The organism is Vibrio sp. S12_S33 (assembly GCF_963889785.1).
Taxonomy (GTDB): domain Bacteria; phylum Pseudomonadota; class Gammaproteobacteria; order Enterobacterales; family Vibrionaceae; genus Vibrio; species Vibrio aestuarianus.
In genome coordinates this window covers 50,275-75,863 of record NZ_CAWPQZ010000017.1, presented here as the reverse complement: position 1 = coordinate 75,863, position 25,589 = coordinate 50,275, and the positions used below count along the sequence as shown (strand labels likewise).

The window sequence follows — 25,589 nt, the reverse complement described above, 5'->3', positions numbered from 1 at the left end:
TGATGATATCGAGGGCTTGAGAAACGTGCATAAAAAAATCCGATAAACAATGTCTATCGGATTTTTACATAAAGGTAGGATCATTCAACTGATCTGCCGATTAAAGTCTTAACTGATCGGCATTAGAGTGTAGTGCTCCCCGTTTTTGTACTAATTACAATAAGTAATCGGTATTACTGTACTGCGCGAACCTTACCTTGCTTAAGGTCATTCAACACCATAGATTTTGGACCATCGGCGATGACGCAACCTTTTTCCATCACAATCACGCGATCAACGATATCCAACATTGATGTTTTATGTGTAATCAATATCAAGGTTTCACTTGGTGTTAGTTGGGATAACTGATGCTTTATGTGCATTTCAGAACGGTTATCCATTGCGCTGGTGGGTTCATCCAGTAAAAGCACGGGTGGTCTGCCTAAAAGAGCGCGAGCGATAGCAATCGCTTGTCGTTGACCACCTGAGAGTAGTAAACCGCCTTCACCGACTTGGCGCTCTAATCCTGCAGGATCTTGCTGAGTAAATACTGTCACTCCAGCTCGGTTCGCTGCATCCATAACATCTCTGTCATCGACTAAAGGTCGGCCCAAGGTAATGTTGTCTCGAATAGAGCCATAGAATAGGTTGCTATCTTGTGGCACACAGCCAATATTACGGCGTACATCAATGTGATGAAGTTGCGCAATATCGGTATCATCAATGCGTACATGGCCTTCAGTTGGTTGGTACAGCCCCATGATCAGGCGTTCTAACGTCGTTTTCCCCGAGCCGATACGGCCAATGATAGCAACCTTCTCTCCAGGAGTGATCGTGATACTAAAATTGCGAATAGAAGCGACTGGCGAATCAGGGTAATGGAAGGTGACGTTATCAAGTTCAATCTTCCCTTGCACTATTGGACGGTGAATATAACGCTTACCTTTTTCTTGTTCATCAGGCATTTGCATTACTTGTTCAATGATTTTTAGGGAGGATTTTGCTTGATTATAACGGGTAGAAAGCAGTGAAAGTTGGACCATAGGCCCAATGGCACGTCCACTCAACATGGTAGCGGCAATAAGGCCACCCATAGTGAGATCACCGGAAGAAATTGAATACACGCCCAAAATGATCATCCCCACATTTGCCGCTTGTTGAACAAAGCCTGCGGTATTTTGGATGCCATCGGTAATACGGCGGCTTTTTATATTCCAATTGGCCATATGTGCGACCGCTTCTTCCCAGCGGTATTGGAACTGACTTTGAGCTCCAAATAATTTTACGGTTTCTAACCCTGCCAAGCTCTCTATTAAGTTTGCGTATTTTTGTGAGGCCAGGCGGGAACCTTCTTCAATTGCTCGTCGTAACGGCGCTTGAATGAGAAGAGAATAGATAGCAATGATAAGCACGCCCGCAATAGGCACAAGCACTAAATTGCCTGCCATAAACCAAATCAAGAGAAGAAATAACAGCGCGAATGGAAGGTCAATCAATGATGAAATTGTTGCAGAGGTAAAAAACTCACGAATCGACTCAAATTCCTGTAGGTGGCGTGCAAATGCACCTACCGATGGAGGACGTGATTCCATGCGGATTCCCATCACTTTGCTAAACAGTTTTGAGGATATTAGAATATCTGATTTTTTTCCGGCAACATCAATAAAGTAGCTACGAAGTAGTTTGAGCAATAAATCAAATAAGAAGATAACGAAAATACCACTTGCGAGTACCCACAATGTTTCAAAGGCGAGGTTTGGCACAACTTTATCGTAAACCAAGCGGGTAAACATGGGCGCGGCAATGGCAAATAGGTTAATCAATATAGAGGCTATCAGTACGTCACGGTAGATGTGTTTTGACTGCCATAATGTACCCCAAAACCAATGGCCATCCCGAGTTTTTAAGACTTCAGGCGAGCGTTCATCATAGCGAAACTGCTTTTTGACCATAAAGTAGCGACCAATATATCGCTCGGTAAGTTCCTCTAATGGCAAGGCAACAGGAATTAACCCTGATTCTGCGGTAACAATTTCAGCTTCCTGACTTTCCTCATTAATGCTATTAAGCACGCATGCCTCGCCACCTTTCAGTAGCAGTACAACGGGAAAGACCAATTTGGGTATTTGCTGTAGTGTTGAGCGATTTTCTTTCGCAACCAAGCCTGCCCGTTCAGCAGCGCGAGGGAATAGAAAAGGTGTCAGTTTACCATCGGATAATGGTAGACCGTTGATAAGCGCTTCTGGGGAATTCGCCAATCCGTAATAACGGCTCACATAGATAAGCGAATTAAGTAGCGTGTCTTGCATTACATCTGACCTTCTTCTTATTTATCAACAATAAAGCCTTGGAAGACTTCAATAAAATGCTCGGAAAGAAAATCAAGCTGTGTTTGAGTCTCAACCCTTGATGCAATAGTGGTGATACCTAAATTATGCGCAGTACGAGAAATTGATGTTAAAGTGAATTTCTGTTTTTCATCATCTAAATGATGCGTAAATAGGTAATCTAGCTTCACATATTTTGGCCGGAATTCATTAATGTAATCTAAAGACTGGAAGTTTCGCCCATAGTTATCAACTCCAAAATCAGCGCCAGCGGTACGTATTGCATTACAAAATAATGCCGTGTGATGAGGGGCATTGATAAAGCACGCTTCGGGTATTTCAAAATGCAAATTTGCACAAATGGATCGGTGTTTGGTAAGAGTTTGGGTTATCCAACGAATAAAGCTTGGCTGAGAAATACTGCTTTGAGCAATATTAATGGCTAAAGGTTCATTAACTTCTGAATTCTCTAATTTTTTTATCATCGACTGTATAACATACTCGTCAAATATATGACTAGCATTGAGCTGATCGAGTGCGAACAGGTACTGATTAGCACTGTAACGTTGGCCATCATGTTCAATTGCGGAAAACACTTCTCGATGGAAAGTTTGTCCCCAACTGTTACTCGCAGCTTGCAGGCGGAAACTAAACCAGTCGTTATGAATAGCTTCTTCAACTAGAGTTTTCCACTGTTGTTTACCCATCACCACTTGATCGGTTTCACTACTCACAAAGCCATAAGGGAGGTCTGGGTTGGCTGTGGCGAGTGCCAGTGCATTATCGAGCAGTGACAGCACCTGTGTCGAAGATTTAGGCTCTTTATTATAAACGACCCCTAAAGAAACTTTAGCTGATGCCATACCCGTTGGGTCAGCGCTGATGTCTTGCACAAAATTCATAATGCTGTCGGCAATAAGTTTTAGTTCACTTTCATCCATGTTGGGCAAAATGAAACCAAACTCTTCTGTTGAAATTCGCGCTAGAGTGACTTCTGGAGATGTAATTGAGACTTTGAGGTGGTCTGCTAAGTGTCGAACCATGCCATCTCCGGCTTCATATCCTTTGTCTTCATACAACTCTTTAACGAATTCAGCTTGAAGAATTGCAATCCCACCAAGTGCACTTTCTGTTAGCCAGCTATTCAGTTGGCTCATGTAGTAGGCGCGGTTACCTAAGTGAGAAACAGGATCTATATAAGCCCGTTCACGCAATTGCTGCGCTTCTTGCGCTTGTGCTTTGAATGATTTTTCAACTTGCGCCGACATACTATTGATGCCATCAACGACATAGATGAGATCTTTAGTTGCGGGGCGAGGAAGCTGTTCACCAAATTGGTTACGCGCCACTTGCTCCATTTTTTCGACGATCATTTGTAGCGGACGCAAAGCGCGTTTTAGGATGAAAGCAATCGCAGCTAAACCAATAATAAAAATGGCGCTAAAAGCTGTGAGCAAGCGAAGTAAAGCTTGCCAAAGTTGGGCATAAGCTTCGCCAGGGTGGCTGACGATTTCCACTTCAGCGAGCTGCATCCAGCCACTCGTCACTACGCGCTGGTCATGAATAGGAGCAAACAGGTGTAGATCGGTAAACCATTGCGGTACATCACTTGGTTTTATTGGATAGGAGCGTAAAATCTCCTCTTCATCGTCCAAAAAAATCAGCCGCACGACAGAGTATGAACTGCCATCAAATAACGCGTTGATGACTGATTCAACGGCAATTTTATCTTTTTTCTCTAGATACGGTGCCAGCGCTAGCCCTACGGTGTTGATGGTGTTGCTGACTTCAGAGCGTTGCTGCTGCTCTAAGCTGTTGCGGGTGGTATTGAACTCAATGATAAATACTGAAGCCATCAGCATTATAAAGACTGCAATCATTCCCGCTACAAGTTGTTTATATAGCGTCATATTACCTACTCATCGTAACTTATTATTGGTTTATTTAATTTTAGCGAACGCTCACGAGCTCGTAAGTCATTCCAAAGACTCAACCGTGAAGAATCTCCAGCGAGCTGGTCATTTTTCGATTTCATTAGCCACAAATTCTTACCGTTAAAACTGTATATCGGCAGTAAATCGCGACGTACCGATGCTGGTTTAATTTCAGGATTTATATTGTCTAAAATTAAAGGCTCGGCATTCGGTGTTGAATAATAGGCAAGTACCATGTGAAACTGGTTTAACTCTATTGCTTTAACGTATACAAGACGTAGCTTCTTATCATCGATACCTGATTCAAGCAGTGAGAAGTACTTGGCAATAGTGAAATCTTCACAGTCTCCGGCATTGCTGCCGAGAAATTCAAGAGGTGTTGCCCAATAGTCATTTTTCCCCCACAAATCAATATCGTTAACGAAATATAATTGATTGAAAAAACTATTTATTTTTGTGAGTTGTTGCTGTTCCGACGCATTTTGGTACTTGGCGATTTCTTTGCGCCACGTTTCAACTCGCTTGCCTGCTCGAGTTCCATAAGTGCGAGTCACTGCATCCACCCACTGTTGCTCTTTGGTGTTGAGCGCTTGTGGTGCGGATGTCGTCAATATCAATAAAAACAACGCAGGCCAAAACTTCATTGGTAGTTATGACCAACGTTTTGTTTAACGTTCATTGGGTGAAGGCTATTCCCTAAGTGCATTTTTTTGCGCACCTAATATTGGTTTTAGTAAGTAATCCATTATTGTGCGTTTACCAGTAATGATATCTACTGATGCCGTCATTCCTGGAATAATCGGTAAATTTGCATCATGACCTAAACTGGTTTCGTTGGTTCTGATACGAACCAGATAATAACTTTTACCTTCTTCATCTTGCGTAGTATCAGCGCTGATGTGTTCAAGTCGTCCTTCTAAGCCACCATATTTAGTAAAATCATAGGCGCTAAATTTAACAACAGCAGGTAGTTCTGGATGCAGAAAAGCAATGTCTTGAGGGGCTATTTGCGCTTCGACTACTAGCGTATCTTCGGTGGGCACTACTTCGACAATATCCATCCCTGGTTGGATAACACCGCCAACGGTGTTGACATAAAGTGTTTTGATTGTGCCAGTCACAGGAGAGACAACCACGGTACGATTTACTTTATCTTCAAGACCTACCGCCGACTCTGTAATAGAGGAGAGCTTGTCTTGAGCATCATTCAGCTTTTCTTGCTGCTCAGAGCGGAATGTTTGCGCGGCACTAATGCGGTTAAGCATCGCTTCCCGAATGGTTGATTTCAGTACCGGAATTTTCAGTTCACTGGATGTCATCTCACGACGCGTATCATTAACTTGGCGCTGTAATTTGAGTAATTCAATTCGAGGCACAACGCCTTCATCAGCTAAAGGCTGGGTGATTTCCAACTCTTTTTGAGCGAAGTTATAACTTTGGCGGAGGTTCTTTACCCTAGCTTCTATTTCAACGAGATCTTGCTGTTTCTGTTTAACTTGTTGATCAAGTAAGGAGAGTTGGTTGCGAAGATTATTCAAATCTTGACGATATTCGGCTTTCTGTCTTTCAACTAACAGAGGCTGAGTATCTTTTAATATGGGAGGAAAAGCCAGTTTGTTAAAATCAATTCTTACGCTTTTTTGCCATTGATTTTCATCGAAATTTTCGTCAATCACTACACTAGTAATTGAAGCCGAGAGCTGTAAAACGCTAGCCGTTAAGTTGGAGACTTGTTGTTCGCGTTCTCGGTAATCAGAACGAAAACGAGTATCGTCAATAAGCAGTAGTTGTTGCCCTTTTTGGACCTTTTCACCTTCACGAACCATTATTTTTTTTACCAAGCCGCCTTCCAAGTTCTGCACCACTTGAATTTGCGAAGAGGGAACCACCTTGCCTTGTCCGACGGTGACTTTATCTATTTCTGCCCATGAAGCCCAAAATATCGCCAAAATAAAGAAGCAGACCATAACCCAAAGCATAATACGCGCACTATTTGGTGTGTTGAGCAGTAGAGCGGCAGTTTTATCATCCACATACTCTAATTCAGTGGTGGAGAGTTTGTTATAACTCTTATTGCTCATGGGTTATCCTTGTGCCTAGTTATATTGTGTATTTGCTTGATTTTATTACTTGTCTAGCAAAATGTTAAGGTTTTGCTACTCATCATTAGGCTTGTATTCAGTATTTTAATCAATAAATGCTTTCAATTTCAGTTTCTATTACAGTTTAGCAGTTAATTATTGATTTTGTGGTGTTGCCACACGCTTGAGTTCTCTCACTGATAAGCGCACAATCACCAAAAAACTCACAGGAGTCGCAATGGAACTTTCAGACATTCGCCGTGAATATATTCAAGGTGGGTTGAGACGCAAAGATTTACTGGCCAATCCGATCGATCAATTTAATCTTTGGCTTCAACAAGCTATTGATGCCGGTCTTACCGATCCTACCGCCATGACAGTGGCAACCGTTGACGAGCATGGCCAACCTTTTCAGCGAATCGTCTTGTTGAAAAATGTCGAAAAAGAAGGATTTGTCTTTTATACCAATTTAGGCAGCCGCAAAGCGCAGCATATTGAGCACAATAACAAAATTAGTCTGCATTTCCCTTGGCATCCTATTGAGAGGCAAGTGCACATTACTGGTATCGTTGAAAAGCTGTCAGCTTTTGAAAATATGAAATATTTCACATCTCGTCCTAAAGAGAGCCAAATAGCCGCCATTGCGAGTCGTCAAAGTAGCCGCATCTCTGCTCGAGGCATCTTAGAAGGTAAGTATTTAGAATTGAAGAAGAAGTTTGAGAAAGGTGATATTCCAGTTCCCAGTTTTTGGGGGGGATATCGCATCAAGCCTGAGTCGATAGAGTTTTGGCAAGGGGGTGAGCACCGTTTGCATGACCGATTTATATTTACTCATCATGATCAAGCATGGGATATTGAACGCCTAGCTCCATAGTGACTATGACTTAATCAGAATGCCTCGATTTATGCGGGGCATTCGTTATTTAAGACGATTGATAACTGTGTTTTGAGTAGCGTCTTAGGGATATGAGAACCATAACCTTGGTCGAGTGCCATATCGATTAACTGCTCTTTGCTGTGTGCGCCAAACTTAGTTCTTAGCTTTGCTTCGTAACCCTCGACGGTTTTAGTTGATATGTTCATTACCTGAGCAATGTGTTTGGGCTTTTTACCATAGAGAAGCAAAAATAACACTTCGGATTCTCTGGTTGTTAATGTGTTTTTCAACGTCTCGTGAAGGCTGTTGGCATGTTGAGCTGTCGTTAGTCCCGTTGTTCTGCATATCCAATGTCCTACCTCCAAGATAGCGGTATCGGTTAACTCTTGACCAAAGAAAATCGTGCCTTGAACTTCTCCTTGAACATTGAACCACGGCGTTTTGGTAAAGATATGTGCTCGCCAAGAGCCATCGGGATAAGGGTGGATATCGAGTACTTTTAACTGTTTTTGAGTGGTGATGACATAGTGATCTTGTTGCTGAAATTCATCGGCACACGTTGTGGTTGGGCTAGGCATTTCGAAATCAGTAAGACCGATACACTGTTTTGCATCCTCAACACCGATTAACCTACCGTAAGCATCATTCGCGTAAACAAATACTGAGTTAAGGTCTTTGCACCCCCAGTAGCCAGGTAGTTGCTTAAATAACGAAATTTGTTCGTCACTGAGAAAGTTACTCACGATAGATCCCCTAGATATCAGACCGATATGATACCAAGAGCATTCACAGTTGTAATCATGCAAAATCATGAATAAAAAAAGCCAGCCTGAAGAGGGGCTGGCATAAAACAAGAAATAAATCTTGTCGACGTGTAGAAGAGGTTCTGTGAATTCTGCTAGGGTCTCGCTGAATTCACGGATATACCACATGGATATAAATTATTAAACTTGTTTAATAATTACCGCTACTATATTCGATCTATACTGCACAAAAAAGGGGGGAATTCCCCCCCTTTTTCTGCTTTGATTATGCTTAAAGTTCTCTAACTACTCTAAAACCAACATAGTTAGCAGATGTAGCTGGAGCGATAAAGAGTTTGCCATGAGCGGCTGCTGTCGATGGAGAAAAGCCCCATGCCCCCCCTTTTGCTTTACCTATAGGGTCATTGGTCCATTCCCAAACATTACCTACAGCGTCATAGATACCCAAGTTATTAGGTGCAAATGACTTAACGGGTGAGGTGCTTTTATTTGACCAAGGAGTACCACTCCAGCCTGTGTTGGCTTTTCCTGTACCAAAGTCATTGCCCCACCAGTAATCGGTTTGTGCCCCAGCTCTCGCCGCTATTTCCCATTCGTCTTCGGTTGGAAGGCGGTAGGTATAGCCAGTCTGTTTACTCAGCCAACGAGTATAAGCTTTAGCGTCATTTTGGCTGATGCACACGACAGGAGATTGGCTTAATTGTTTAAAGCCGGGATCGCGCCAGTAGCTTCCGGTAATCGGAGTGATCTCAGACTCAGAGACTGTGGTACAAAGTTTTTGTAGCTCAGCATCCGTTTGATAAGTCGTTTGATTAATAAAGGTTTCAAATTGACCAACCGTAATTGGTGTGGTTCCAATTGCGAAAGCATGATCAAGGCGAATCTGTTTTGATGCATGTTCACCAATTAAGTATTCACCGGAAATTAATGTGACAAGCTCTGGGGCTTTCATATCCCCTTTTAATGTGTCGGCAAACTTATGTCCAGCTTTTAATATATTGTCTTTTTCACGCAAAATGGCTCGCAACGTATTGTCGGATGTAATTTTGAGCTCTTGATGAAAAGAGTGATAACCTTCTTTTTCTATTGTTACGACATGGGGCCCAACAGGAAGCATCACCTCAACTGGGGTACTGCCGTAGTGAACGCTATCGATGGTGACTTTGTCATTGTATTGGTTAGAACGAATAGAGAGTGTGACCCAGGCTACCTCTTTCTGATTTTCACCGTTTGGCGAGTATTCTCCTGGGGCGAAACAGTATTGTGAATCGACATTCAGTAGTTTGCAGGGCGTATTTTCACTAGGTCTTGCGTCTAGTTGTACATCCAGTACGGTTTTGAACTTGTTGCCACTGTAAAATCCTGATTCTACTGCTTTATGACGTAGCACATGAATGTTGAGTGACACATTCGCTAAGTGCTGTTTCACTAGGTTAGATTCAGTAGTTTGATCGATTAAGTGACTTTGGTATTGGTTGACGGCTTTTTGTAAGGCTAAATCGTTAGTTTGTTTTGCGCATTGAGCGAGTGTCATGTCTGCACTACATGCATTAGTAAAGCTGACCGTTTGCTCACCGTTTTGTCTGAGCTCACCTCTTAAACGTTCAACGCGTGCACGCAACTTATGTTGCTCTAATTCAGCGATGCCTTTTTCGACGGTATGTTGAGCCGCTTTTTTTTCAGCCAGTAGGGCTTCGGACTCTTGGAGTTTTTGTTCTGCTTCTAAACGTGCTTTCTGGTTTTGCTTTATATTGGCCCAAGCCGACTGATAGGCATTTTGAGATGGCATGATGTCCAGATCAGGGTCATCGATCATTTTCATGTAGCCGCGTTCTAAATCGGCTTTCGCTTTAGTGAGCGCGGCATCTAAGCTTTGGGTCTGTTGATTAAGCCTATCCAGTTCGCTTTGGTGATTATTGACCATCACCTGTTGATCATTGGCTGCCGTTTGGGCTGCTTGTAACTCGGACTGTTTAGTAAACAACGCGCCATCAATGGCAATAACAGAGGAAGGCGTTCCTTCTGCCATCGTTGACGTTGCCACTAAGCAAGGCGAAAGTGCTAATAAGAGAGCGGGTAAACCTTGTCGCATTGTTATCTACTTCAGTTAGGTTATTAGTTCATTGTGACTATTCTAAACGAAAACGCCATTTTGTCTGAAGTCATCTTTCAATAACTTAGTGACAAAATGGCGTTTTAACCGCATCTTTGTGAATTACGACATAAAAACTGCGTTATCTGCGGGCTATTTAGCTATCTTTGTTTGTCTAAGTTTGACCCAAACCGTATCGTTGCCGTTAATAGTGAGCACACGATTGTAGGTTTCGTAACCATCTTTCGATACCGTTACTTGGTGGCGGCCACTTGGTAGGACGATTTCAACCGGTGTACTACCATAGTTAATGCCATTGATCGTCACTGCATCATTGTACTGATCTGAACGGACAGTAACATTTGCCCACTGGTTGTCATTCTTTTTTGTGCCTTCCGATGTTCCGCCTTTTAAGCAATATCTAGAAGAAACATTCAACAACTTACAAGCAGCAACGGCTTCTGGTTTTGCCTGAAGCTGGGCTTGCATTTGTGTGAAATATTCATTGTTACCTTCGAAACCACTGCGGATGATCTGACTTTCTTGCACAAAGATATTGAGCTCAACACCTTTGAGGTTTTGCTTGGCAATAACCGATTCAGTCAAGTTATCAAGCAATTTAGCACGGAATGACTTCACTGCTTTTTGTTTTGTTAGATGTTGTCCTTGATTAGAACATTCACCTAGCGTCATCGTAGTAGAACAAGCCGTTTTATAGCTTGTTTCGAGAACACTACTTTCACGCAGTTCTGCTTCTAAGCGTTTTACTCTTGCTTCAATGCGTGATTCTGCAAGGTTTGAGTATTCATTACTCAATCGAGCTTGCTTTTGTTTAATTTGAGACAAACGCATTTCATTTTCGGTCATGGTTTGATTGTTCTCGAGCTTCTCTGCTTGGTTCTGTTTTACTGCAGACCAAGTTTCTTGGTACCTCTTTTGAAATGAGACTAAATCTGTATCTGGATCATCTAAAAGACGGACATACTGTTTGTCCAATGCAGACTTAGCGCGATTTCGCTTAGCATTAAGCTCTTCCCCTTCACGCTGAAGGCGAGCTTGTTCATTTTTGAGTTGTTGAAGCTTGGCTCCCTCTGCTTCATATTCTGAAGAAATCGCGTCGATTTCACTCTGTTTAATAGTCATTTTTTCATCGATAGCGGTGACAGGATCAACCTGAGTAACTTCTTCCGCGTACACCGATGCAGATACCCAAATAGGGCTTAGCGCAAGCAATAGCGCTGGGATGTGACGTGTGATCATAGGTCCCTGCAACAAATTAACGTTTAACCACAAAAGTGGGAAAGACAAACTTTTGACAGCTGTAGTAGATAAGCTGTTTTCGTAATGCAAATTCTATTCCGAATAACACCTAAATTTATTGAAATCTGCCAATAGGTGACTGATTTTTTAAATTTTATAAGTGCGCATCCTCATTTTGAGCCTAATGACGAAATATGCAAGCCTCTATTTTCGATCTACTTAGGGGTTTTGGGATTGAACACGCATTGACCGTAATTTATGTGCACTTGATCATTGTTCCGATTTGAGAATCGAAACTAATTTCACCCATGGACATTATTTTTATATGTGCTTTGATGATTATATGGTTAAAAAGAACGGCTTTATTTTGGCTCTTAATAGTTTTGTTATAACATTTGGCAACCAATCTAATGTGATGTTCAAAAATGAGTGATATTGCGCCGATTAAGCGAGTTAACTACCAGCTAAATGACAAAGTTTTGTCGCCAAAACCTGCGGAGTTGGTGACGTTACCCTCGTATATGGATTGTCATGAGCATAGCTATACGCAAATTGTCATTGGACTTAAAGGTCAGGCTGAATTTGAAGTTCAAGGCGTGGGTAACTTAGTTGGCCCTGGGCAGGGGTGTGTGGTGACATCTGGCTCTGATCATGCTTTCGGTGGCGTGGTGGGGCAGTCTGATATTTTAGTATTAAACATGGCCTTGCCCAGCAACGATGATCCTTTGTTACTACAAAAAATCAATGAGATATCGAGTGCGGATACCTATTTTAAGCTCGATGGTCAAATTCAAAAATTGATCCATCTACTGGTCAAGGAAATGCAGTCAAATCCTGATGACCTACTGCTGAGTCGCGCATGTAATGATACCGTTATCGCTTTGCTACAGCGTCATATCTCCGTATTTGACACTCACCGTAAAGAGTCTCGCTTTGATCTTGAAGTGATCGATCGTTATATCGAATTGCATTTAAGCCATAAGATTTCGGTCGCTCAATTAGCAGGCCGTGTATTTCTGGGTGAAAGTCAGTTTCATATGTTATTTAAAGAACAGATGGGCATTACACCACATCAATATCTACTCGGTAAGAGAATTGATATGGCGAAAACATTGATTGAGCAAGGACGTTTAAGTTTTGGTCAAATTGCTGAACTGACAGGGTTTTCTGGACAAAGTACTTTTACTCATTCATTTACTCGCCTACAAGGTGTTTCTCCTTCCCAATACAAGAAAATGTGTCGCAGTTGAGGACATTTTTTCCTATTTCTTTTTTAAGCTTGTTTTTTCTGTCTTCAATTTAGTTAAATTCTAGCAACAAGGTAGCAATTTACGGCATAACATGTGGCTTTATTTGATGTGATTGTGTTTTTATTTTGTTAATATCCAGAGTTTTTAGCAAAAAGCTCGGAGTTTTTGACAAGTATTCTTCTCGGGCTCAAAATACACTGCTAGCCATTGCAGGAAACCCGACCTTTTCGGGTGTGAGATTGAGGAAAACGCATGTTTACAGCAACAGATGTGTTGAAAGCTGAGTTTGTCGAGCAGCCGCTTGATAAGCTTTGGTCGCTGATCTCGCCACTTTATATGGTGGACGAATCCCAATGGCTAAAACAATTGCTTCCATTAGCAACTCCGACGGAGCCTGAAAAGTCGGCAATGTCGAGCAAAACCACGTTATTAATTGAAGCGATACGAGCTGACAAAAAGTCAGTTCAAATGATTGATGCCCTGTTACTTGAGTACAGCTTAGATACACAAGAAGGCATTTTGCTGATGTGCTTAGCTGAAGCATTGATGCGTATCCCTGATACTGAAACGGCTGATGCCTTTATCAAAGATCGTCTCAGCGTGGCAGACTGGAAATCTCACCTTAAGAATTCTGAATCAGTTTTTGTTAATGCCTCAACATGGGGTTTAATGTTAACGGGTAAAGTTGTTGGTTTATCAGACTCGGAAACTACCAGTCCGGCACAAGCATTGAATCGATTAGTTAACAAACTTTCAGAACCCGTTATTCGCAAAGCGATGCACCAAGCAATGAAAGTAATGGGCCATCAATTTGTTTTGGGGCGTACCATTGCTGAAGCACAGAAGAATGGCCGCCCGATGCGTGATAAGGGTTACACCTATTCATTTGATATGCTCGGTGAAGCAGCGCTGACAACAGCAGATGCTAACAAGTATTTCAAAGACTATTTGATGGCGATTGAGGCGGTTGGTCGTGACCAATATGGTTTGGAAACAAGCCCTGCCCCCTCGGTTTCCATTAAGCTTTCCGCATTACATCCTCGTTATGAAGTGGCAAATGAAGAACGCGTTCTCACCGAGCTTTACGGCACATTACTCTCGCTTTTGGAACGTGCAGTTGAACTGAATGTGGCGATTACAATTGATGCGGAAGAGGCCGATCGCCTTGAGCTATCGCTTAAGCTTTTTGAGAAAGTCTATCGTAGCGATTTAGTGAAAGGGTGGGGTAAGTTTGGCTTAGTGGTGCAAGCTTACTCTAAACGTGCTTTACCTGTTTTGATGTGGCTAAATGGACTTGCTAAAGCTCAAGGAGATTTAATTCCGCTGCGTCTAGTCAAAGGGGCTTACTGGGATAGTGAAGTAAAATGGTCACAGCAAGCAGGTTATAGCAATTACCCGGTCTATACTCGTAAAGAAGCGACTGATGTTGCCTACCTTGCATGCGCCCGCTTCCTACTTAGTGAGAATGTTCGCGGTAATATTTTTCCACAATTTGCTAGCCATAATGCGCAAACCGTGACGGCAATTGCAGTGATGGCGCAGCACAAAGATTTTGAATTCCAACGCTTACATGGAATGGGTGACGCTCTCTACCACCATGCAATGAGCGCCTACAAGCAGTCTGTGCGTATTTATGCACCTGTTGGCAGCCACAAAGACTTGCTGCCGTACTTGGTACGTCGTTTACTAGAAAATGGAGCAAATAGTTCGTTTGTTCACCGCTTGGTGGATGCTCGTTGCCCTATCAGCAGCCTAACTCAACACCCGCTTGATATGCTGCTAGCGTACGACACACTGTACAACAACAAAATTCCATTACCTTCGAATATTTTCCCTGAGCGAGCGAACTCGTACGGAGTCAATATTGATATCGAAAGTGAAGCAAAACCTTTTGCAGAGAAAGTGGAAGCGTGGTTAAGCAAGCAATGGCATGCTGCACCAGTTATCGGTGGTACTGACCACTACCAAAGCATGGTGAACCAAGGCGTTGAGCCAGAAGTGGTCTCCGCACCTTATGATCGCCGAGTTGAAATTGGTCAGGTGATGTTTGCTAACCTTGATCATGCTTCCGATGCTATTGAGGTGGCTGCGCAAGCCTTTGAAGCGTGGAATCGGCAACCTTCAACGCAACGCGCTAAAAAATTAGATAAACTTGCTGATTTATTAGAAGAGAATCTTGCTGAATTGGTTGCGCTTTGCCATCAAGAGGCGGGTAAAACAATTCACGATAGTATTGATGAAGTTCGTGAAGCGGTGGATTTTTGCCGCTATTACGCTAAGCAAGTCGCAACATTAAAACCATTTGAAGTCGAAAGTTTTGATGGCGAAACGCATCAAGTTTGTCGCGAGGGGCGGGGTGTCTTTGTGTGTATCAGCCCGTGGAATTTCCCACTGGCAATTTTCCTTGGTCAAATTGCTGCGGCGCTGGTAGCCGGTAATACGGTTGTGGCAAAACCTGCAGAGCAAACCAGTTTAATTGCAGCGCGAGCTGTAGAGCTGATGCTAGAAGCTGGCTTCCCAACAGGTGTGATTCAACTCATCCCTGGACGTGGTGCTGAAATTGGTGGTGCATTGACCTCTCATCCAGCAATTGCGGGAGTAGCGTTTACTGGTTCGACGGCAACGGCGCAACGTATTAATAAGACGTTGGCGGAACGCGATGCTGCCCCAGTACCATTTATTGCCGAGACTGGTGGCCAAAATGCGATGATCGTTGATAGCACCGCGTTACCAGAGCAGGTTGTGCGAGATGTTATTCGCTCGGCATTTGCCTCCGCAGGACAACGTTGTTCGGCATTACGGGTGTTGTTTGTTCAACAAGATATCGCTGATCGTATTATTAATTTGATCCAAGGTGCAATGAACGAGCTTAGCGTCGGTATTCCCCATTTACACAGCACGGATGTGGGTCCTGTGATTGATGACAAAGCCAAGCAAAAATTGCTTGCTCACATTGAACATATGACGCAAACACAAACAAAAGTAGCTCAATTGACTCTCAGTGAGGCGTGTGATCTGGGTGACTTTGTGCCTCCTACTGCTTTTGAAATCTCGGATATTTCTTGTTTAACGGAAGAGCAGTTTGGTCCAGTTTTACACATTGTTCGCTTTAAAGCGCGTGAGTTAACCGATGTCGTTGAGCAAATTAATCAAACAGGCTTTGGCTTAACCATGGGCATTCATAGCCGTAATGAAACAACGTATCGCTGGGTAGAGAAACATGCTCGTGTTGGCAACTGTTACATCAACCGTGACCAAGTCGGTGCAGTGGTAGGTGTTCAACCATTTGGTGGCCAAGGACTTTCAGGCACTGGACCTAAAGCGGGTGGGCCTCATTACCTGTATCGTTTTACGCAAACTGTATTTGCTCATTAATTCAAGCGAAGGAGAAGTATTATGGTTCATCAAGTGACTCGTTTTTCCGACGCTTTTTCAGCATGGGAAAACTGGAACATTACCGACTTTGACTCTAAATGTGAGTGCTTACTTTCATTTAAAGGTTTATTACAAAGTTCTATTCCACAGTTGGCTAAAGTCATGTCTTATCATCTTCATCAGGCTTCTGCTTTGTTGGCGCAACCGCATCAGCTTATCGGACCCACTGGAGAAACCAATGAGCTTTATACCGCTGGGCGTGGGGTTGCCCTCATCATTCAAGGTGAGAATAGCGATAAAGCGAAACAAGCTTCGGTTGCTCAACTTTGCGCCGCGCTTGTCGCGGGTAATAGCGTTGTCTTTTGTAGTGACGATATTGAGTTAACCCAAGCTCTACAGGCTGCTTTTGAGCAATCTTCTTTACCGGCTAACGTGATTCAATTTTCATCTTTTGATGCCTATCACCAGTTGATGGAATCAGACGTAAGATGTCTAGGTTATGTTGGCCACACCTCGGTTGAACGTACGCTCAACCGTCAGCTAGCAAGTCGCACTGGTGCGATTGTCAGCCTAGTGTCTGAAACGGATTTGAACGCTATTCCTGTAGCACATGATCCACATTTATCGTTGCGCTTTATTACCGAGCGTACTCGCACAATAAATATAACAGCAGTGGGTGGTAATGCGACCTTGCTTGAACTTGGTAGCGAAACCCACTAATCCTTTCTGTTTTATTCCCCTCCTTCGGGAGGGGTATGGAAGGCGATCTTTTAAAGAGGACAAACACAATGGAAAATAGCTTTGCTATTACAAGCACCTTTATCCTGTATCTTATTTTGATGCTGGCTATTGGTGTTATCGCTTATCAACGAACGAAAAACTCATCTGATTACTTTCTTGGTGGCCGTTCACTAGGACCTTGGCCTGCAGCATTGTCTGCTGGTGCTTCTGATATGAGTGGTTGGTTGCTGCTGGGTTTACCGGGCTACGCGTATGCTGCTGGTATCGAAGCCTTCTGGTTGGCAGGTGGTTTATTACTCGGCACTTGGGCTAACTGGTTGGTCAATGCGAAACGTCTGCGTACGTACAGTATCACTACCGACTCATTGACCCTTCCTGAATTTTTATCACGTCGTTTCAATGATAAATCAAAACTGATCCAAACCATTTCAGCGTTCTTTATCCTTTTATTCTTCCTCTTTTATACCAGTTCTGGCTTGGTGGCTGGCGGCAAATTATTTGAAACGGTATTTGGTTTAGATTACTCAACAGCGGTAATTATTGGTACGGTTTGTGTGGTGTCGTATACGTTATTTGGTGGTTTCTTAGCGGTATCTTGGACAGATCTAGTGCAAGGTTTGTTAATGGCAGCTGCACTGATGATTGTTCCTATTGCTGCAATGAACGGCGGTTTTGGTCAGTTGAACAGTGATTTATCTGCCATCAACCCTGAATTATTGACCATGTGGAATGATGTAAAAGGTGAACCTCTTTCTGCGGTCGCGATCATTTCGTTGGTGGCATGGGGCCTTGGTTACTTTGGTCAGCCACATATTTTGGCTCGTTTCAAAGCGTCTCGTTCAAATAAAGACTTAACCACAGCGCGCCGCATTGCGGTTATCTGGACAGCATTGTCTATGGCTGGCGCACTGTTAGTTGGTTTGGTTGGTCTCATTTATGTCACCAATACGGCTTCAGTTGAATTGGCCGATGGCGAAAAAATCTTTATGTTGTTGGTTAATGCTATCTTCCATCCAGTGGTTGCTGGTATCTTGCTGGCTGCGATTTTAGCCGCGATCATGAGTACCGCGGACTCACAGCTACTGGTTTCTTCTTCAGCTTTAGCTGAAGATTTCTACAAACAAGTTATCAAGCAAGATGCGACATCAGAAGAGATCGTCCGTGTTGGTCGCTTTGCTGTTATCCTGATTTCTATCGTTGCTCTGGTTTTAGCAATGACACCTGACAGCTCCGTACTTGGTTTGGTCTCTTATGCGTGGGCTGGTTTTGGCGCAGCCTTTGGCCCTGCGGTAGTGTTGAGTCTATATTGGTCTCGTATGAATCGTAATGGTGCTTTAGCTGGTATTATTGTTGGTGGTATCACAATTGTGGTTTGGAAGCAACTTTCTGGCGGTTGGTATGATGTGTATGAGATTGTCCCAGGGATGATTCTTTCAACGGCAGCGATTGTTATTGTTAGCTTAATGACCGGTGAGCCGGAATCGTCAGTTAAAGCCCAACATGCCACATTTAAAAAGCAGTTGGTTGAACTTGATTAATTGATCATCTTCTCTTATTGATTTTAAGCCTCACGTTGTGGGGCTTTTTTATTTTTTGCAGGATATTTGTGATTTTTAGCCAAAATATGGCGATATTTATGGCTAATTTTGTGAATTAATATCACGAAATTAAAACTAAAGTTTGAGGTGAATGAACTAATTGGCGCAAAATACGTCAATTGTCAATAACGGTATAAGCGAGGATGAACCATGCTAAAGGCGTATTGTAACTGCTGTCGTAAACAAACACCGCACAAAGTAGTGATGAAGCGTTGCCAGACTGAGCCGTGTTCGACATGGCAAGGGGTTCAAAAATTTCTCTCGTTAGTATTCCAAGGCGAAGCTTATTACAAAATGGAAAAGCAAGGTTTTTGCCGAGTGTGTAATCATCAATCGACACTCAACCAGACTGACTTTTCCCGTGTTCGTGTGATTTAACACTCACCATTTGTTTTTACTGGCTGCATCAAGTCTATGGTTGTAGCCAGACACCTTCTGAAATTTACTCTTTAGCACTCAATTATCATCCAGATGGTAAATCATCATTTTCTCTACCCTACCATGATGTAATGCACGTTTATTACTTTAATCATGGCACTAATATCTTGTATTGCAACTTAAAGCAAAACACTATCTGATATTTTTCATATTATCAGTGGGTATAAATTAAATTGATTCATCGTTAAGGAGTAGTTCAATGCAAATTAGTTTAAAGAGAAAAATGGTTTTTTCTGTTGTCATTGCCATCGCACTTACGGCTGTTGCATTGGTGATGGTGGGGTATCAATCCTCCAAAGCAGACAGTTGGCGAGCCATAGAAAGCGAAAGTCGAAACGTATTACAGGCTAATGCTAAAGGAATCGGTGATTGGTTCGAAAGTAAACAGCATTCATTAAATGGTTTAAAAGAAGAAATTGAACTCAACCCTAATTTAGATATTGTTCCTCACTTACGTCAAACACTGAAATCCGGTGCTTTTGGGCTAAGTTACTACGGTAATGAGCAAGGTGAGATGTATCGTCATGATCCTTCACTTAATAAAGCGGGTTATGATCCACGAGTTCGTGGGTGGTATAAAGAAGCTAAAGCAGCAGGTAAGGCGATCACCACTGCACCTTATGTTAGCGTTACGATGCAAGCGTTAGTGGTGACTTTGGCTGAACCGGTTCGTCAAAATGGTCAAATTATTGGGGTGGCAGCGTCAAACCTAGCGTTAGACAAATTAATGAAGGATGTCTTGGCGATTGAAGTTCCAGGGCAAGGTCAAGCTATTTTAGTGAATCAGAAAGGTTTGATCGTCGCGCATTCAAATCAAGAGTTGATCTTAAAACCCACTCAGGACATTGCATCAGATTTGACAATAAGCAGTTTGCTAGCAACTGCTAATTCAAGCCAACCACTATTTATGGATATTGATGGTTATGCCAAAGTATTGATGGCGCAAAGCATTGAACATACTGATTGGCTGCTAGTAATGATCATGGATAAGGCTGTTCTGGAAGCACCACTGAATGAGATGTTACTTAGTCAAAGTTTGATTGCGTTGGCGATTTTGATTGTCCTTGCGTTGAGCACCGCGTGGTTTGTGGCGCGACAATTAACGGAGCTTGGTAATATTGCTCAGGCACTCTCTGATATTGCGGAAGGTGATGGTGATTTAACTCGTCGCTTGGAAGTGCATAGCCAAGATGAGGTTGGATTGGTTGCGGACAAATTCAATAAATTTGTCGATCGCTTGCATGTGATGGTGAAAAATGTAAAAGAGGTGTCCGAGTCTCTTAACCAAGGAGCGAACCAAGCTGCTAGCGCAGCCACTCAACGTAGTGAGCGAATTCGTACTCAGCAAGATGAGATCACCATGGTTGCAACGGCGGTAACCGAAATGGCTTCCGCAACGGCAGAAATTGCTGGTAATGCTGATAACACGGCTAAAAATGCTAATGAATCGGTTGAGCTTGGTGCGCAAGGTTACCAACAAATGCAACAAAGCAAACAGTCGATTGATCAATTAGCACAAGAGCTAAACAATGCGGTGGGTATTATTGGCGAGCTTGAAGTTCATGGTAATGAAATTTCGACCATTCTTTCGACTATCCGCTCTATTGCTGAGCAAACGAATCTGTTGGCGTTGAATGCGGCGATTGAAGCGGCTCGCGCTGGTGAGCAAGGACGTGGTTTTGCTGTGGTCGCAGATGAGGTGCGAGTTTTGTCTCAGCGAACTCATGCATCAACTGAAGAAATTCAGTCTAAAATTGCAGGCTTGCAGAAGGTAACGGCTAATGCAGTTTCTGTGATGACCGAAAGTCATAAATTGGTAGAGACCAGTGTACAAGACGTTAATCAAACGGGGGAGAGTTTAAATGCTATCAGTGAAGCGATTCAAATGATCAGCGATATGGCGACGCAAATTGCTTCCGCAGCTGAAGAGCAATCATTAGTGACGGCAGATATTAACGGTAATACTGAGTCAGTACGTGAGGTGAGTGATCAATTAGCTCATGATGCACAGGGTGCTGTTGAACAAGCGCGTGAATTACGCGGCCTTGCGGGTGAACTTGATAAGGAAATTTCTCGCTTCAAACTTTAGCAAACCTCGTTAATGTGAAAATAAAGACGTTTTTTATTGATAGCCAGTCAGTTTCGCTGACTGGCTATCTTTTTAGCTTCAATGTGACCACTATCACAATGCCTTGCTAAGGTATCTAGGCATAGTGATATAAGCCATTATTGTATGGCACATGATGATTTGTTAACTCACATAGAGCGCCATGAACTTAGACCGAATTGATCAACAAATTTTACGTATTTTGCATAACAAAGGGCGTTTACCTGTCGTTGAGCTTGCAAAACTAGTCAATTTAACTACTTCTCCTTGTTCTGATCGTGTGAAGCGCTTAGAAAAAGAAGGGTATATCAAAGGTTACCACGCAGAACTTTGCCCAGAAAAATTGGGTTTAGATGTGCAAGTGTTCATCCATATTCGATTAGATCAAACAAGCTTCTCTATTTTTGAACGTTTTGCCGAAGCGGTCGCCGATATTCCTGAAATTGAAGCGTGTTATTCGCTGTCTGGTGATTTTGATACCATGATCAAAGTACGAGTGAAAGACATGAAGGCTTACCAAGGTTTTATGTCCGGCAAACTTGGAACGTTGCCAGGGGTTATTCAGACACGTAGTGAGTTTGTGATTGAAGAGCATAAAGCCAGTTTTGGTATCAATCCTGAACTTATCTCAAACATGTTGTAATTAAAAAGAAGGGCGTATGTTGCAAGCGAAAGGCAGTCAGAGAGATCAGGTAGAATCACCTGCCACCTCATTAAGTGAAACGGATATTTTAGCGCAATTTGTGCAGCTTAAGCAGTGCGCAAATAGTGCACCATATCCGAGTGTTGACCAACGTCGTCTATGGTTAATCGCTCTTAAAAAGGCACTAATCCATGAACAGCAAGCACTTACTCAAGCATTAAGTGACGACTACGGCTATCGAAGCGATTTTGACAGCACTATTTGTGATCTTCTTCCTGCGGTTTCGCATATCAATTACACCTTAAAGCAGCTTAAATCGTGGTTGAAACCAAGCTCGCGCCATAATGGATTACTGTTATTTCCTTCAAAAGTAAAGGTTCATTACCAACCACTAGGTGTCGTCGGGGTTATTGTGCCCTGGAATTTTCCTATTGTTCTTAGTGTAGCTCCAATAGTGACGGCTCTGGCGGCTGGTAACCGAGTGATGGTGAAATTGAGTGAATACACACCACAGACTAACCAAGTGTTGGCGCGCATTTTTTCGGTTGTAGAAGAAGCGATTACCACCGTGCAAGGCGATGCCAATGTAGCCGAAAAATTTAGTGCCTTAGCGTTTGATCATTTGCTTTTTACTGGCTCAACATCGGTTGGAAAATTAGTGGCACAAGCCGCGGCGAAAAATCTAACCCCGATTACCTTGGAATTAGGGGGGAAATCTCCAGTCATTATTGCTGATGATGCTGATCTAAAACGTAGTGTCGATAACATTATGCTGGGTAAAGCGGTGAACGCTGGGCAAATTTGTGTTGCGCCAGATTATGTTTTAGTTCCACAAGCTAAAGTTTCAACCTTCATTGAGCTTTATCTCAAACGTTTTAAAAAGAATTTTGTGCTGAAGAGTGGCGTTTTTGATACTTCTCATATTATTAACCAGGCTCAATTTGATCGCTTGCAATCTTATCTCGAGGACGCTGAGCGAAAAGGGGCGCACATTCACCCTTTACAAAACACTAATGGTTCAGGTGTCGGACGGCAGTTTTTACCTCATCTTATAACACAAGTCGATGAGTCTATGTTGGTGGCACAGCAAGAGATTTTCGGCCCAATTTTACCGATTCTTGGTTATCAAACACTGGATGATGCGATTGCTTATGTGAACGCTCGCCCACGTCCTCTGGCGTTATATTTAATGACGAATGACACTTCTATAGTGCAGCAGATCACAACCAAAACCCACAGTGGTGGCCTAGCGGTGAATGATACGTTACTGCAGGTCGCAGCAGATGATGCTCCCTTCGGTGGTATTGGCGAATCGGGGGTGGGGCACTATCATGGTATCGAAGGTTTTAAGACCTTTTCACATACGAAAACGGTGCTTGCTTCTCCACAATGGTTACCTCGCAGCCATTGGTTATTGCGCTATCGCAAAGCTTTTTTACCGATATTGAGACGCTGGTTTATACGCTAGTCAACTGACTATGCATTTTTGATGTCGGGCTCGCTTCAATTGCTGTGCTTGACATTTTCCAGCCAGCATTTCTCTTCTCGGTATGAAATCAATAGGTAGCTTATAGCTATTCTGCTACAGTGGTGCGCTATTTCTTCACAGTCTGTCATGTTGACGGCACTGGTTAAATCTAACCCTAGGATCTATTTTGACCAATAACGATATTTTACGCCGCATTCGCTACACCTTCGATTTTAAAGACTCAACTATGGTTGAAATTTTCGCTGCTGCTGATAGCCAAGTAACTCAAGATCAAATTTCTGCTTGGTTGAGCAAAGAAACAGATGCTGTGTTTAGTGATACTGAGCTGGCGATATTTCTTAATGGGTTAATTAACACCAAACGTGGTAAGCGTGAAGGTGAGCAACCAAATCCAGAGGCTCGTTTAACTAACAATATGATCTTTATGAAATTACGTATTGCTTTAGATATGAAAGCAGAAGATATTTTAGATACTTTATCGGTTGTCGATTTCAGTTTAAGTAAACATGAATTAAATGCCTTTTTCCGTAAGCCAGACAATAAACATTATCGTGACTGTAAAGACCAAATTTTGCGTAACTTCTTAATGGGTGTGCAGCGTCAATTGCGCCCCGAAGATAAGCGTGAATATCAAGAATTGGTCAACTAATTAGTACACTGAGCCACATATATTGTGGCTTTTTTATGGATTCAAATTTAGTTTCTTACCTAGCTAGTTTTACACTGTAAATAACAACCCATCTCATCATTATTAACTCCTCGTATCATTTGTCTAGTCTTCACGTTCTGAATGAAAGTCAACCATCATTTGGTCTTTGCACATCGCTATGATTTACATCGTTTCGCCAACATAAAGTAAAAATACCGATGTGCAAAAATGATCTTCAAGTTGAACGGGTATATATTTATAATTCACGCAAAAATATAACATGCCATAAATCACACTTTATAATTTATTTCGCCTTGAAAAATAAATAACCCCAAGATTAATTGTTAATTCTGTAATTTACATACACGTCACTTAAGAAGCTGGGCGCATAGTAAAGAGTCTCTGAGTCACAATGCATTGTGCTGATAAAATGCGATTAGCCTACAACCTCCTAGATTTGGCTTCTGCATTTTGCAGCATTTCGGGGGACATCTATTTCATTAAGCATTTATCATCGAGTGCAGTATTAAGCTAGTGCTTTATTTAAATTGATGTTTTTCTAATCACGATTGCATCGTGCATACGTTCCAATTCACAAAGATAACAATAAGGTTGTGAATTAGGCATTACCCTACAACGCTAAATGTTTTGACATTACTGATTCCCTGATAGAATCTGGTCACTTTTCACTATTAACGCTGTAAACGAATCAATGAAAGAAAGAGTTATAGTTTCTGTTTCCTCTATTCATGGAACAAAGCACTTTCATATCGGTAAATGGTTTCGCCACATTCTAAAAGGGTTTGGATACTTGCTACTGGCTGGTGTCGTGGCGACTGGCGGCGTTATTTATTATCTAGTAAATGAAGTTGACTTTGCTAAACTCAAACAACAGGAGTTAGAAAGTCAATCCATGTCTTTAAGCGAAGAAGTCACTTCATTAAAAGAACTAAAAGACAACTTAGAAAATGATCTGCTAGAACGTGAAGAAAAAATGCAGTTGGTATCGGATAGGCTGGGTGATCTTGAAAAAGTGCTCGGTGTGGATGAAAGCGGTGCGGAACTAGAGTCACGTTTAGACACTGCTGCAATCACTTCTTCAGTAAGAATGGTGATGCTAACCCAAATACCAAGTGGTGCACCTGTGCATAACGCGCGAATTTCGTCAGGATATGGTGAACGTATCCACCCCGTTACAGGCGCAGTCAAAGTTCATCGCGGACAAGATTTTGCAGTGAATACTGGTACACCTATTTATGCCCCAGCAGATGGCGTTGTTGAGGTCACTCGGGCAAGTAACAAGGGTTCTGGAAATTTTTTACGTCTTCAGCACTCCTATGGTTTTACCAGCTCTTATTCACATTTGCAGAAATTTGCAGTGAAAGGAGGGGACTTTGTGCAAAAAGGTGACTTAATTGCCTATTCCGGCAACACCGGGTTGTCTTCAGGCCCACATTTGCACTATGAAATTCGATTTGTCGGGCGCTCTTTAGATCCAAGACCATTTGTTGATTGGGGCGTAAATGATTTTGAAACGATATTTAGTAAGGTAAGAGGTATCCGATGGGAATCTTTAGTAAACAAAGTCGAGCTAAGAGTCAGCGCTCAGCTACAACTCTCATCGCAAAAGGCTGCGCCATTAACGGACAGCTCAAGCTAGAAAGCGATATACAAATTGATGGTTCAGTTGAAGGTCAAATACATGTCGATAAAACCATAGTGATCAGTGAAACGGGTATCGTTAGTGGGGAACTGTTTGCCGAGCATCTGATTATCAATGGTGAATTTGAAGGTACATGTCACGCTACTAAAATTGAAATTTTAAGTAAAGGCAGCGTTACTGGCTCTATTTATAGTGACGATCTTAGCATTGAACACGGTGGTCGTTTTAACGGGGTGACTTACCCAGCACCTGAAAAGCACCCAGAAAAACACCTCGTTGAATTGAAAGATGTAAAATTAGCTGCTGAAGCATAACACTTCAA

At 42.5% G+C, this 25,589-nt stretch carries 19 protein-coding genes; 12 read left to right on the top strand and 7 right to left on the bottom strand.

Translation table 11 applies throughout. The features are described 5' to 3' along the window. Nucleotides 1–173: 173 nt before the first annotated feature. Genes AACW06_RS10150 through AACW06_RS10135 form a run of 4 tightly spaced genes read right to left on the bottom strand, consistent with a single transcriptional unit; the run spans nt 174 to nt 6,321 of the window. Nucleotides 174–2,288, bottom strand: a complete 2,115-nt coding sequence (locus AACW06_RS10150) for a type I secretion system permease/ATPase (protein WP_192074961.1) — start codon at nt 2,286–2,288, stop codon at nt 174–176. Nucleotides 2,289–2,305: 17 nt separating this feature from the next. Continuing rightward, nucleotides 2,306–4,216: a bifunctional diguanylate cyclase/phosphodiesterase gene (locus tag AACW06_RS10145; protein ID WP_192074960.1), complete on the bottom strand. Its 1,911-nt coding sequence runs from the start codon at nt 4,214–4,216 to the stop codon at nt 2,306–2,308. A 5-nt stretch (nt 4,217–4,221) separates the two neighbouring features. Beyond that, nucleotides 4,222–4,884, bottom strand: a complete 663-nt coding sequence (locus AACW06_RS10140) for a transglutaminase-like cysteine peptidase (protein ID WP_192074959.1) — start codon at nt 4,882–4,884, stop codon at nt 4,222–4,224. Between the two features lie 45 nt (nt 4,885–4,929). After that, on the bottom strand, nt 4,930–6,321 hold the full coding sequence (locus AACW06_RS10135) for an HlyD family type I secretion periplasmic adaptor subunit (RefSeq protein WP_192074958.1): 1,392 nt from the start codon (nt 6,319–6,321) through the stop codon (nt 4,930–4,932). A gap of 238 nt (nt 6,322–6,559) precedes the next feature. Here AACW06_RS10135 and pdxH point away from each other — a divergent pair, with 238 nt between their 5' ends. Next, nucleotides 6,560–7,195 carry a pyridoxamine 5'-phosphate oxidase gene (gene pdxH / locus AACW06_RS10130; RefSeq protein WP_053308959.1) on the top strand — a complete coding sequence of 212 codons (636 nt, stop codon included), beginning with the start codon at nt 6,560–6,562 and terminating at the stop codon, nt 7,193–7,195. 29 nt (nt 7,196–7,224) lie between these two features. Here the strand turns inward: pdxH and AACW06_RS10125 are convergent, their stop codons facing one another. The 3 genes from AACW06_RS10125 to AACW06_RS10115 all read right to left on the bottom strand — a co-directional run bounded on the left by AACW06_RS10125 (nt 7,225) and on the right by AACW06_RS10115 (nt 11,314). Continuing rightward, nucleotides 7,225–7,941 carry a PAS domain-containing protein gene (locus AACW06_RS10125; RefSeq protein WP_192074957.1) on the bottom strand — a complete coding sequence of 239 codons (717 nt, stop codon included), beginning with the start codon at nt 7,939–7,941 and terminating at the stop codon, nt 7,225–7,227. A 292-nt stretch (nt 7,942–8,233) separates the two neighbouring features. Continuing rightward, nucleotides 8,234–10,054 carry an SUMF1/EgtB/PvdO family nonheme iron enzyme gene (locus tag AACW06_RS10120; RefSeq protein ID WP_192074956.1) on the bottom strand — a complete coding sequence of 607 codons (1,821 nt, stop codon included), beginning with the start codon at nt 10,052–10,054 and terminating at the stop codon, nt 8,234–8,236. Nucleotides 10,055–10,207: 153 nt separating this feature from the next. Then, nucleotides 10,208–11,314 carry a PEGA domain-containing protein gene (locus AACW06_RS10115; RefSeq protein WP_192074955.1) on the bottom strand — a complete coding sequence of 369 codons (1,107 nt, stop codon included), beginning with the start codon at nt 11,312–11,314 and terminating at the stop codon, nt 10,208–10,210. A 425-nt stretch (nt 11,315–11,739) separates the two neighbouring features. Here AACW06_RS10115 and AACW06_RS10110 point away from each other — a divergent pair, with 425 nt between their 5' ends. The 11 genes from AACW06_RS10110 (at nt 11,740) to AACW06_RS10060 (ending at nt 25,581) form a co-directional block, all read left to right on the top strand. Further along, on the top strand, nt 11,740–12,564 hold the full coding sequence (locus AACW06_RS10110; RefSeq protein ID WP_192074954.1) for an AraC family transcriptional regulator: 825 nt from the start codon (nt 11,740–11,742) through the stop codon (nt 12,562–12,564). Nucleotides 12,565–12,816: 252 nt separating this feature from the next. Continuing rightward, a complete protein-coding gene (gene putA / locus AACW06_RS10105; RefSeq protein ID WP_192074953.1) occupies nt 12,817–15,939 on the top strand; it encodes a bifunctional proline dehydrogenase/L-glutamate gamma-semialdehyde dehydrogenase PutA in 3,123 nt (1,040 codons plus the stop codon). Nucleotides 15,940–15,960: 21 nt separating this feature from the next. Next, nucleotides 15,961–16,659 carry a 1-pyrroline-5-carboxylate dehydrogenase gene (locus AACW06_RS10100; protein WP_172532605.1) on the top strand — a complete coding sequence of 233 codons (699 nt, stop codon included), beginning with the start codon at nt 15,961–15,963 and terminating at the stop codon, nt 16,657–16,659. Nucleotides 16,660–16,727: 68 nt separating this feature from the next. Continuing rightward, complete coding sequence (putP, locus tag AACW06_RS10095; protein ID WP_192074952.1) at nt 16,728–18,218, top strand: sodium/proline symporter PutP; 1,491 nt, start codon at nt 16,728–16,730, stop codon at nt 18,216–18,218. Nucleotides 18,219–18,428: 210 nt separating this feature from the next. Next, the gene (locus AACW06_RS10090; protein WP_192074951.1) at nt 18,429–18,656 is read left to right on the top strand and encodes a hypothetical protein; all 228 of its coding nucleotides are present in this window, start codon (nt 18,429–18,431) and stop codon (nt 18,654–18,656) included. A 259-nt stretch (nt 18,657–18,915) separates the two neighbouring features. Then, nucleotides 18,916–20,805, top strand: a complete 1,890-nt coding sequence (locus AACW06_RS10085; RefSeq protein WP_192074950.1) for a methyl-accepting chemotaxis protein — start codon at nt 18,916–18,918, stop codon at nt 20,803–20,805. A gap of 181 nt (nt 20,806–20,986) precedes the next feature. Continuing rightward, nucleotides 20,987–21,466, top strand: coding sequence for an Lrp/AsnC family transcriptional regulator (locus tag AACW06_RS10080; protein ID WP_053308967.1), 480 nt, complete (start codon nt 20,987–20,989; stop codon nt 21,464–21,466). Between the two features lie 16 nt (nt 21,467–21,482). Then, complete coding sequence (locus AACW06_RS10075) at nt 21,483–22,934, top strand: coniferyl aldehyde dehydrogenase (RefSeq protein WP_192074949.1); 1,452 nt, start codon at nt 21,483–21,485, stop codon at nt 22,932–22,934. 187 nt (nt 22,935–23,121) lie between these two features. Beyond that, complete coding sequence (locus AACW06_RS10070; RefSeq protein ID WP_192074948.1) at nt 23,122–23,604, top strand: YehS family protein; 483 nt, start codon at nt 23,122–23,124, stop codon at nt 23,602–23,604. Nucleotides 23,605–24,316: 712 nt separating this feature from the next. After that, nucleotides 24,317–25,264, top strand: coding sequence for a M23 family metallopeptidase (locus AACW06_RS10065; protein WP_192074947.1), 948 nt, complete (start codon nt 24,317–24,319; stop codon nt 25,262–25,264). Then, nucleotides 25,168–25,581 (top strand): bactofilin family protein, encoded by a 414-nt coding sequence (locus tag AACW06_RS10060; protein WP_192074946.1) that lies wholly within the window; start codon nt 25,168–25,170, stop codon nt 25,579–25,581. Before AACW06_RS10065 ends, AACW06_RS10060 begins: the two co-directional genes overlap by 97 nt. The last annotated feature ends 8 nt before the right edge of the window (nt 25,582–25,589 follow it).

Excerpts from the sequence above, each read along its gene's own strand:
- AACW06_RS10150 (WP_192074961.1), bottom strand. The coding sequence starts at position 2,288 with ATGCAAGACACGCTACTTAATTCGCTTATCTATGTGAGCCGTTATTAC.
- AACW06_RS10145 (WP_192074960.1), bottom strand. The coding sequence starts at position 4,216 with ATGACGCTATATAAACAACTTGTAGCGGGAATGATTGCAGTCTTTATA.
- AACW06_RS10140 (WP_192074959.1), bottom strand. The coding sequence starts at position 4,884 with ATGAAGTTTTGGCCTGCGTTGTTTTTATTGATATTGACGACATCCGCA.
- AACW06_RS10135 (WP_192074958.1), bottom strand. The coding sequence starts at position 6,321 with ATGAGCAATAAGAGTTATAACAAACTCTCCACCACTGAATTAGAGTAT.
- pdxH (WP_053308959.1), top strand. The coding sequence starts at position 6,560 with ATGGAACTTTCAGACATTCGCCGTGAATATATTCAAGGTGGGTTGAGA.
- AACW06_RS10120 (WP_192074956.1), bottom strand. The coding sequence starts at position 10,054 with ATGCGACAAGGTTTACCCGCTCTCTTATTAGCACTTTCGCCTTGCTTA.
- AACW06_RS10115 (WP_192074955.1), bottom strand. The coding sequence starts at position 11,314 with ATGATCACACGTCACATCCCAGCGCTATTGCTTGCGCTAAGCCCTATT.
- AACW06_RS10110 (WP_192074954.1), top strand. The coding sequence starts at position 11,740 with ATGAGTGATATTGCGCCGATTAAGCGAGTTAACTACCAGCTAAATGAC.
- putA (WP_192074953.1), top strand. The coding sequence starts at position 12,817 with ATGTTTACAGCAACAGATGTGTTGAAAGCTGAGTTTGTCGAGCAGCCG.
- AACW06_RS10100 (WP_172532605.1), top strand. The coding sequence starts at position 15,961 with ATGGTTCATCAAGTGACTCGTTTTTCCGACGCTTTTTCAGCATGGGAA.
- putP (WP_192074952.1), top strand. The coding sequence starts at position 16,728 with ATGGAAAATAGCTTTGCTATTACAAGCACCTTTATCCTGTATCTTATT.
- AACW06_RS10090 (WP_192074951.1), top strand. The coding sequence starts at position 18,429 with ATGCTAAAGGCGTATTGTAACTGCTGTCGTAAACAAACACCGCACAAA.
- AACW06_RS10085 (WP_192074950.1), top strand. The coding sequence starts at position 18,916 with ATGCAAATTAGTTTAAAGAGAAAAATGGTTTTTTCTGTTGTCATTGCC.
- AACW06_RS10080 (WP_053308967.1), top strand. The coding sequence starts at position 20,987 with ATGAACTTAGACCGAATTGATCAACAAATTTTACGTATTTTGCATAAC.
- AACW06_RS10075 (WP_192074949.1), top strand. The coding sequence starts at position 21,483 with ATGTTGCAAGCGAAAGGCAGTCAGAGAGATCAGGTAGAATCACCTGCC.
- AACW06_RS10065 (WP_192074947.1), top strand. The coding sequence starts at position 24,317 with ATGAAAGAAAGAGTTATAGTTTCTGTTTCCTCTATTCATGGAACAAAG.
- AACW06_RS10060 (WP_192074946.1), top strand. The coding sequence starts at position 25,168 with ATGGGAATCTTTAGTAAACAAAGTCGAGCTAAGAGTCAGCGCTCAGCT.